6 protein-coding genes are annotated in these 8688 nt (G+C 70.5%); 3 read left to right on the top strand and 3 right to left on the bottom strand.

Features of this window, described 5'->3' with window-relative positions; all coding sequences use genetic code 11:
- Window positions 1–62 precede the first annotated feature (62 nt).
- Window positions 63–1091 carry an aspartate-semialdehyde dehydrogenase gene (locus ACWGIG_RS33850; RefSeq protein ID WP_453325528.1) on the bottom strand — a complete coding sequence of 343 codons (1029 nt, stop codon included), beginning with the start codon at window positions 1089–1091 and terminating at the stop codon, window positions 63–65.
- A 139-nt stretch (window positions 1092–1230) separates the two neighbouring features.
- Between ACWGIG_RS33850 and ACWGIG_RS33845 the strand changes: the two genes are divergently transcribed.
- The gene (locus ACWGIG_RS33845) at window positions 1231–1932 is read left to right on the top strand and encodes a nitroreductase family protein (RefSeq protein ID WP_453325527.1); all 702 of its coding nucleotides are present in this window, start codon (window positions 1231–1233) and stop codon (window positions 1930–1932) included.
- A gap of 159 nt (window positions 1933–2091) precedes the next feature.
- Here ACWGIG_RS33845 and ACWGIG_RS33840 read toward each other — a convergent pair whose 3' ends face one another.
- Window positions 2092–5391 carry a S8 family serine peptidase gene (locus ACWGIG_RS33840; RefSeq protein WP_453325526.1) on the bottom strand — a complete coding sequence of 1100 codons (3300 nt, stop codon included), beginning with the start codon at window positions 5389–5391 and terminating at the stop codon, window positions 2092–2094.
- Window positions 5392–5627: 236 nt separating this feature from the next.
- Between ACWGIG_RS33840 and ACWGIG_RS33835 the strand changes: the two genes are divergently transcribed.
- Both ACWGIG_RS33835 and ACWGIG_RS33830 read left to right on the top strand, forming a co-directional pair.
- Window positions 5628–6092, top strand: a complete 465-nt coding sequence (locus tag ACWGIG_RS33835) for an NUDIX hydrolase (protein ID WP_453325525.1) — start codon at window positions 5628–5630, stop codon at window positions 6090–6092.
- Between the two features lie 154 nt (window positions 6093–6246).
- Window positions 6247–7443 (top strand): serine hydrolase domain-containing protein, encoded by a 1197-nt coding sequence (locus ACWGIG_RS33830; RefSeq protein WP_453325524.1) that lies wholly within the window; start codon window positions 6247–6249, stop codon window positions 7441–7443.
- 18 nt (window positions 7444–7461) lie between these two features.
- On the opposite strand, the gene ACWGIG_RS33825 is transcribed toward ACWGIG_RS33830, so the two are convergent.
- Complete coding sequence (locus ACWGIG_RS33825) at window positions 7462–8577, bottom strand: hypothetical protein (RefSeq protein ID WP_453325523.1); 1116 nt, start codon at window positions 8575–8577, stop codon at window positions 7462–7464.
- Between the last annotated feature and the right edge of the window lie 111 nt (window positions 8578–8688).

Genomic DNA, 8688 nt, shown 5'->3' with positions numbered 1-8688 from the left:
CCCCGCCGCAGGGCGCGCACCCCCGTCGCCCGGCGTCACCGCCCTGCGGTCCGCGAGGTGCGTCAGCCCTTCAGCTCCGCCGCGACCAGCTCCGCGATCTGCACCGCGTTGAGTGCGGCGCCCTTGCGGAGGTTGTCGCCGGAGAGGAAGAGCGCGAGGCCGTTGTCGACGGTCTCGTCGACGCGGATACGGCCCACGTACGACACGTCCTGGCCCGCCGCCTCAAGAGGCGTCGGAATCTCGGAGAGGGCCACGCCCGGGGCGCCGCCGAGCAGCTCGTACGCGCGCTCCACGCTGAGCGGTCGCTCGAACCGCAGGTTCACCTGGAGCGAGTGGCCGGAGAAGACCGGGACGCGCACGCACGTGCCGGACACCTTCAGCTCCGGGATCTCCAGGATCTTGCGGGACTCGTTGCGGAGCTTCTGCTCCTCGTCCGTCTCGAACGAACCGTCGTCGACGATGCTGCCCGCGAGGGGGAGCACATTGAAGGCGATCGGCTTCCTGTAGACGTTCGGCTCGGGCAGCTCGACGCCGCCGGCGCCGTGCGTCAGCTCGGCCGCCCGGTCGACGACCTTCTTGACCTGGTCGTCGAGCTCGGCGACACCGGCGAGCCCCGAGCCGGACACGGCCTGGTAGGTGGTGGCGATCAGCGCGGTCAGGCCTGCCTCGTCGTGCAGCGGACGCAGCACCGGCATCGCGGCCATCGTCGTGCAGTTCGGGTTGGCGATGATGCCCTTGGGGCGGTCCGCCACCGCGTGCGGGTTGACCTCGGAGACGACGAGGGGGACCTCGGGGTCACGGCGCCAGGCGGAGGAGTTGTCGATGACGACGGCGCCCTGGGCGGCGACCTTCTCGGCGAGGGCCTTGGAGGTGGAACCACCGGCGGAGAAGATCACGATGTCGAGACCCGTGTAGTCGGCCGCCGAGGCGTCCTCGATGGTGACCGGCTTGCCGTCCCACTCCAGGGTGTTGCCGGCGGAGCGCGCCGAGGCGAACAGCCGCAGTTCCTTCACCGGGAACTTCCGCTCCGCAAGGATCCGCAGCACAACTCCGCCGACCTGACCGGTGGCTCCGACGATTCCGACCCTCACGGTGACTCCTCAGTCCTCAGTGTGCAGGTGCGACGACCTGCGGCGTTGGCACCCATGATGCGGGAGGTGCTGTCCGCCTTGTCCAATCGATTGTCCGAAGTACGGGACACCGGGCCCCTGCCCCGGCGATGCTCGGGCCATGTCTGTGACAAAGAACAAGTGGACACCCACCCACGGCGACCCCTACCGGCCGGTGCCCTACACCCCCGCACGGATGGACACGGCCGAATCCCTGGCCCGCGCCGCCGAGCTCCGCACCCGCATGGACGAGCGCCGCACCGTGCGGCAGTTCTCCTCCGACCCCGTCCCCGACCAGGTGATACGCGACGCCGTCGCGTGCGGCGCGACCGCCCCGTCCGGCGCCCACCAGCAGCCCTGGACCTTCGTCCTCGTCAAGGACCCGGACGTACGGCGCCGGATCCGCGAGGCGGCGGAGGAAGAGGAGCAGATCTCCTACGAGGGGCGGCTCGGCGAGGAGTGGCTCGACGCCCTGCGCCCGCTCGGCACCGACGAGGTCAAGCCGCACCTCACCGACGCCCCCGGCCTGATCGTCGTCTTCCAGCAGCGCTACTGGCTCGCCGAGGACGGCACCAAGCACAAGCACTACTACGTGGACGAGTCCGTCGGCATCGCGGTCGGCATGCTGCTGTCCGCCCTCCACCTCTCCGGCCTCGCCGCGCTCGTGCACACCCCGAGCCCCATGCGCTTCCTCTCCGAGGTGCTGGGCCGCCCGGTCAACGAGAAGGCGTTCGCGGTGATCCCGGTCGGCTACCCGGCGGACGACTGCGTCGTACCCGATCTCGTACGGAAGTCCCTGGACCAGGTGCTGATCGAGATCTGAGCCGCGGGCACGAGGAAGGGGCGGACCGGAGGAATCCCGGCCCGCCCCTCACCTCACGTACGACTTCAGAGCCGCTTACGACTCAGAGCCGCTTACGACTCAGAGTCACGTACGCCACAGAGTCACGTACGCCTCTGGATCACGCACGCCTCGAAGAGGTCACGGCGTGACCTTGTCGATCTGGACGCTGCCCTTGCCCGCAGCGGTGCCGCGCGCGTTCACCAGCTGGACCTCGCCGAAGAACTGGCGTCCCTCGGGAGCCGCGCCGCCGACCTTCACCTCGGCCTTGACCTGCGCCGAAGCGCCGTTGGCGAGCTGCACGGTCTTCGTCTCGTCGGCCGTGACCGAACCGAGCGACGGCGAGAAGAACACGTCGCGGTAGTCGTACGTGGTCGTACCCGACGGGATCGAGTAGCCGTCCACGACGATCGTGTACGTACCGGCGGCGGGCTTGAGGAGGCTGACGGACTCCTCCGAGTCGCCGTCCGCCGACTTGCCGACCTCGACGCCGTCCTTGAGGACCAACAGGTCCAGGTCGGCCTTGACGTCCGAGACCTTGCCGATGGCGATGTCCAGGCGCTCGGCGCCCGCACCGATGACGACCGTGCTCTCCTGCGAGTCACCCTGCTTGATGCTCGGCCTGGCGATCTTCGCGGAGCCCAGCGAGCCGCCCTTCAGCCTGCCCTCCAGCGCGGCGAAGTTGTTGGTGACCTTCCACTCGACGGGGGCCGGAGTGCCGGCCTTCGCCTCGGGGACGACGTTGACCGCCGGGTCGAAGCCCGCGCCCAGGAGCGTCACGTCGAGCGTGTACGGGTTGTCGAGGAGCGGCGACGAACGACGTGCCTCGACCTCGATCTCCCACACGCCCGGCGTCGGGTCCGCATACGAGCGGACGTCCGGGCGGCAGGTGTTGGCCGGGTTCTCGAAGTTCGGGTAGCAGTTGATCGTCGACGTCGGGTCCGACGGCACGCCGTACGGGTGGATCGAGACGAACCGGGCCTGGCTGCCCTTGGCGAGCCCGCCCATCGCCACCTCAAGGGACTTCGCGCCCTTGGGGACGTTCACGAAGTACGAGACGGGGCCGTTGCGCTGCACCGTGCCCGACTTCTTCAGCGTGTACGACGGCTTCAGCAGCTCGTCGGCGGCGACGACCGTGGTGAGGATCTGCTTGTCGATGCCCTCGGTGGCCTTGTCGGACACCTCCAGGATCGCGCTGTGGATGCCGCCGGAGCGGGGCTGCGCGGAGACCTTGACGGTGACCGGCTTGTTCAGCGGCAGCTTCACGACGTCGTTGCCGACGATCTTGAAGGTGCCGTCGTTGTTCTCGAAGTGCAGCTCGTGGCGGACGTCACCGGCCGGGCCCGAGGTACGGGTGACGGTGATGTCGTACGTCTTCTTCTGTCCGGTCTTGAGACCGCCCTCGCGGTCGTACAGACCGGTGCCGAAGCCGGGCTCCTTCAGGGCCTCGTCGATCGCGGTGTCGACCGGGGCCTTCACCGTGTACTCGTGCGCGGTCGCGCCCTTCTTCAGGGACTTCCACGCGTCGACGATGTTGATGAGGCCGGCGCCCTGCTCATGGGCCTGCGCACCCTTGATGTGGTCGGCCTGGCTGACCAGGGCCGTGCGCAGCTTCGCGGGCGTGAGGTCCAGCTTGCTCTGCTTGGCGGCCGAGAGCAGCAGCGCCGAGGCGCCCGCCGCCTGCGGGGACGCCATCGAGGTGCCCTGCAGCATCTGGTAACCGGCCGGCAGCGGGTAGCCCGCCTCGGCGACCGGGCCGCCGGGCAGCCAGGTCTGCGTGGTGTTGATCGACGCGCCGGGCGCGGTGATCGTCGGCGCGAAACCGCCGTCCTCGCGCGGGCCGCGCGAGGAGAACGGCATCATCGCGTACTTGGTCTTCACCGCGGAGCCGTAGTTGGCCGCCCAGGTCTCCTTGGAGATGGACGCACCGACCGAGATCACCTTGTCGGCGAGGGCCGGGTCACCGATGGTGTTCGTGCCAGGGCCGCTGTTGCCGGCCGAGATGACCAGCTGCACGCCGTAGGTGTCGATGAGGCGCGTGTAGAGCTCGGCGCGCGCGTTGTTGCCGTCGTTGAGGGCCGGCAGGCCGCCGATCGACATGTTGACGATGTCGACGCCGCGGTTCTGGACGAGGTCGGACATGCCCTCGAAGAGCGCGACGTTGGTGCAGCCGCCGCTCCAGGTGCAGGCGCGCGAGGAGACCAGCTTGGCGCCGGGCGCCGCACCGTTCATCTTGCCGCCGAAGAGGCTGTTGGCGGCGGTGATGCCGGCGACGTGGGTGCCGTGCTCGCTCTCGATGACGCCGATGTTCACGAAGTCGGCCTTCGCGCCCGCCGCGTTGTAGACGACGTCCTTGCGGGACTCGACGACGAACGGAATCTGCTCCACGACGTCCGTGGCCGGGTTGTCCTTGCCGAAGTGGCCGACCTGGAACTTGTCCTTGTACGGGCTCATCGCGACCTCGTCGGCGAAGTCGCCGTCGTTGTCGAGGTCCACGCGGACGGTTCCGGTCGCCGGGTCGTACAGCACACCCCACACGTCGGTGGTGTCGCCGTCCCGGTTCAGGTCGCCCTTCATGTCACCACCCGTGGTGGCGGCCTCGCGGAAGACGTTGAACTTGTACGTGCCCGCGGGCGCCGTCCAGGTCCGGCCCGAAGCGGTGAAGGTCGGCCCGCCGACCTCGGTGATCATCGCCCGCCAGGTGGCGTCGCCGTCCACGACCGGGTCGGTGGCGGTCACCCAGTCGACGATCTTGCGCTCGCCGGTGGTGGTCTTCTGGAGGGCCGGGTGGCCGAGGTCGACGCCCGAGTCGAGGATGCCGATGGTGACGCCGCGGCCGTCCGCCTTCGGGTTCTTCTTCACGAAGTCGACGGCACCGGTCTCGAAGGACGGGTTGTACGGGTTCTCGGCGGGCGTGTCCTTGCCCGGACCCGGGTACGCGCCCCGGGGCGCGTTCTTCGCCGCACCCTCGGCCCGGTCGCCCGACGGCGTCGGGTCGTCGAGCTTGATCTCCTGCTTGAGGTCGATGGCCTGCACGCTGGAGAGCTTCGCGGCGGCCTTCAGCGCCGCCTCCGCCTTCGCGGTGGGCAGCGTCGCCCGTACGTAGCCGAGCTTGTCGTCGGTGCGCCCGACGCTCGCGCCCGGTACTCCGTCGAGCTGCCCTGCCACCTGTTCGGTGGCGCCCGGAGCGGTGGCCACCATCACGGTGACCTCCTTCGTCCCGGCCGTCTGCGCCTTCGTCAGCAGCGCCTCGTCCGCGCTGCCGAGCTTGGCCTCGGCGGACTTGGGGGCCGGGGGAGTGGGCTCCGGGCCGTCGGCGGCGAACGCGGGCAGCGGCGCGGTCGCACACAGCGCGGCTACGAGCGAGGCGGCGAAGGCTATTCGCGCGGTACGTCTGACGCCGTTCGCGCGGGGCGCGGCGGGCTGGGGGGTGGCGGTCATGTGCATCCCTGAAATGTGAAGGATCTGGAAGAAGTCAGGACAGAAAAGGTCCGGATTTCGGTGCCCAATGACCGGTCAGCATGTCGTAAGTGACAGTTGTTTGGGGAGAGTTGACTGTGGCGGATTGCGACCGTGGCACACATCCGCCACCGGCCGTCTTCCGCCACCGGGTGCGAGGGGGGTCGACTTCTGGCGTCCAAAGCGCAATCCACAGCCGATCCGCCTAGCCTCTGCAGATGAACGCAGAGCTGAGAGTCGCTGCCTACGCCGTGTGCGTACAGGACGAGAAGGTGCTGTTGGCCCGGTGGGTGGCGCGGGACGGGGCCAAGCGGTGGACGCTGCCCGGCGGCGGCCTCGAACACGGCGAGGACCCTCTCGAAACGGTCGTCCGCGAGGTCGACGAGGAAACCGGCTACGGAGTCGAACCCGTGTCGCTGCTCGGCCTCGACTCCATCCGCCGCCGCTACCCGCGCAGACTCGGCTCCTTCGCGGACTTCCAGGGCCTGCGGATCGTGTACGAGGCCCGGGTCGTGAGCGGCGAGCTCCGCCACGAGACCGGCGGCTCGACGGACCTCGCGGCGTGGCACCGCCTCGACGAGGTGGAGGCACTCGACCGCGTCGAGCTCGTCGACACCGGCCTCGAACTCTGGCGCACCCGGCCGGCGACCGGCCGGGTCGCCCCACCGCCCCACCGCACCTGACCGGCGCGTCCGGCCCCGCAGGTGCCCGGGAATGGCCGGAAGTGGATCAACCAGGGAGGGGTGGGGCAACCCTGCTGCCCCACCCCCGGGTCATCTCCCGTGACGGCCGCCGCACCCGCCGCCCGGCCCGCACCCGACCCAGCAGGGGAACCACATGCCCACCCGCACCACCCGTGTCACCGGCGCTTCCCGCCCCACCCGCACCGCGTTCGTCGCCACCCTCGCCGCCGCAGCCGTCCTCGGCACCGGAGCCCTCTCCACCGCGCAGGCCCGCGAACGCACCGCCGCGGATCCGCACGCCCAGACCCGTGCCGCCGTCGACGCCCTGGTGCGGGACGGGGCGCCCGGTGTCGTCGCCCGCGCGGAAGGGCCCGGCGGGTCCCGGGCCTGGTCGGACACCGCAGGGGTCGGCGACCTCACCACCGGGCGGGAGCGCCACGCGCAGGACCGGTTCCGGATCGGCTCGCTCGCGAAGACGTTCACCGCGACGGTGCTGCTCCAGCTGGAGGCCGAGGGGAAGCTCTCCCTCCGCGACCGCGTCGAGAAGTGGCTGCCCGGGGTCGTCCGCGGGCACGGCCACGACGGCGGGAAGATCACTCTGCGCCAAGTCCTCCAGCACACCAGCGGCATCTACTCCTACACCTCGGACCCGGAGTTCCTCCGGGAACGGATGCAGGTCGGATTCCTCAAGCACCGGTACGACTCCGTCTCCCCGAAGGAGCTCGTGAAGGTCGCCATGGGCCACGCCCCCGACTTCGACCCCGGTGCCAAGTGGCAGTACTCCGACACCAATTACATCCTCGCCGGCATGGTCGTCGAGAAGGTGACCGGCCGTTCGTACGAGAGCGAGATCGAGCGGCGCATCATCCGCCCCCTCAAGCTGCGTGCCACTTCCGCCCCGCACGACGAGGCCCGCCTGCCGCAGCCCAGCAGCCGTGCGTACACCAAGTTCTCCACCGACCCGGCCGCCACGAAGAAGTACGACATCACCGAACTCAACCCGACCTTCGCGGGCGCCGCGGGCGCCATGGTCTCCAGCACCGCCGACCTCAACCGCTTCTACCGCGCCCTGCTCACCGGCGGGCTCCTGCCGCAGCAGCAGCTCAAAGAGATGAAGACCACCGTCCCGATCAGCGAGAAGGCTCCGGGCGTGGGGTACGGACTGGGCATCTTCGAGCAGAAGCTGTCCTGCGGCAAGGCGGTCTGGGGCCACCCCGGCGGGATCCACGGCTCGATCACCCAGGCGGGCACGACCGGGGACGGCCGGCAGTCGCTCGCCCTGAACCTCAACGGCGACTGGAGCAGCGGGGACACGGGCTCGGTGTTCGAAGCCGAGTTCTGCCCCAAGTAGGCCGAGGCGCGCGGGAGTTCAGCGGGGCAGTACGACCACGTAGGCGGCCGGGTCGCAGTCGGCGGACGCCATCAGCGCCGTCCGGACCACGGCCGCCTGCTGGTCCATCGCCTCGCGCAGCTTCCTCGGAGTGAGGTGTACGACCGTGATGCCGAGCCGCTCCAGGTGCTCCCGCTTGCGCGTGTACTCCGACCAGAGCGCGTCCTCGTCCTGGCGCGGCGCCCGCGTGTCCAGCTCGACGGCCACCGACTGGTCCGGCCAGAACGCGTCGACGCCGCCCAGGTGCGGGCCGCCCGGCAGCCGCAGGTCCACGTTCCACAGCGGGTCCGGCAGGCCGTAGCAGCGGACCATCTCGTACAGCCGCTCCTCGGCGATCGAGCGGCACTCGGCGAGGATCGAGTCCACGGCGTCCTGCACATGGGGCCGTGTCAGCAGCCGGGCCATGTTCAACTCCCGTACGAGCGCGGCCGGTTCGCAGTGGCCGCCGCCCACCGCCTCGGTCAGCAGCCGCCGCACCGTGTCCGCGTCCGTCAGATGCGCCACCGCGTCGGTGACCGCCCGGGCGACCGGGGCCACCGGCAGTCCGGTGATGATCTGGGTGCCGGGCAGTGCGTGCGCCCGCACGATCCGCACGCATCCGGTGGAGCGCAGCCGCCGCGTCCTCGGCACCATGACGTCGATCTGCGTGAGCGCGGTCAGCGGCGGCGCGGAGGAGAACCGGTGCAGGGCGAGGGCCGCGAGCCCGGTGACGACCGCCTCGCTGTCGTCCCGCCCGGGACGCCCCGCGTACAGCAGCGCCGCGTGCAGCCGCTCCTCGCTGGTCGGCGGGCCCTGGTGCAGCACGAACACCCCCGGCAGCAGCTGCTGCCACGGCCCGCCCGGCCCGCACTGCGAGGACGCCCCGGCCGCCGTCACTCCCTGCTCACGCAACTGAGCAGTCGTCAGAACGCGCCGCTGGACGTGCGGGAGGCGACCGAGGGGGAGGGGGCGGGGAGCCTCGGCGCGGGGCGAACCTCCGCGCGGCTGCTGGGCGATGTGCACCTGGGGGACCGCCTGCGCCGGGGCCGTCTGCTCCTGCGCGGAGTTCTGTCCCTGCGGGGTGCCCGGTGCCTGGGGGTGCGTGTTGTTGTTCATGCCGAGGACTTGCCCGCGCCGACCCCTGCCTCTAACCGCTGTTACAGTCCCGTCGACATTCCGGGACAACCCCGCCCTAAAGTACGGCTGTTCGACTGCCGAGCAATGCCC

Source organism: Streptomyces sp. NPDC054863, from assembly GCF_053610825.1.
This window is presented reverse-complemented; position numbering and strand designations above follow the sequence as displayed.

What these genes read in the sequence shown, in the direction of transcription:
- ACWGIG_RS33845 (WP_453325527.1), top strand. Translation starts at nt 1,231, where the DNA reads ATGTCTGTGACAAAGAACAAGTGGACACCCACCCACGGCGACCCCTAC.
- ACWGIG_RS33840 (WP_453325526.1), bottom strand. Translation starts at nt 5,391, where the DNA reads ATGACCGCCACCCCCCAGCCCGCCGCGCCCCGCGCGAACGGCGTCAGA.
- ACWGIG_RS33835 (WP_453325525.1), top strand. Translation starts at nt 5,628, where the DNA reads ATGAACGCAGAGCTGAGAGTCGCTGCCTACGCCGTGTGCGTACAGGAC.
- ACWGIG_RS33830 (WP_453325524.1), top strand. Translation starts at nt 6,247, where the DNA reads ATGCCCACCCGCACCACCCGTGTCACCGGCGCTTCCCGCCCCACCCGC.
- ACWGIG_RS33825 (WP_453325523.1), bottom strand. Translation starts at nt 8,577, where the DNA reads ATGAACAACAACACGCACCCCCAGGCACCGGGCACCCCGCAGGGACAG.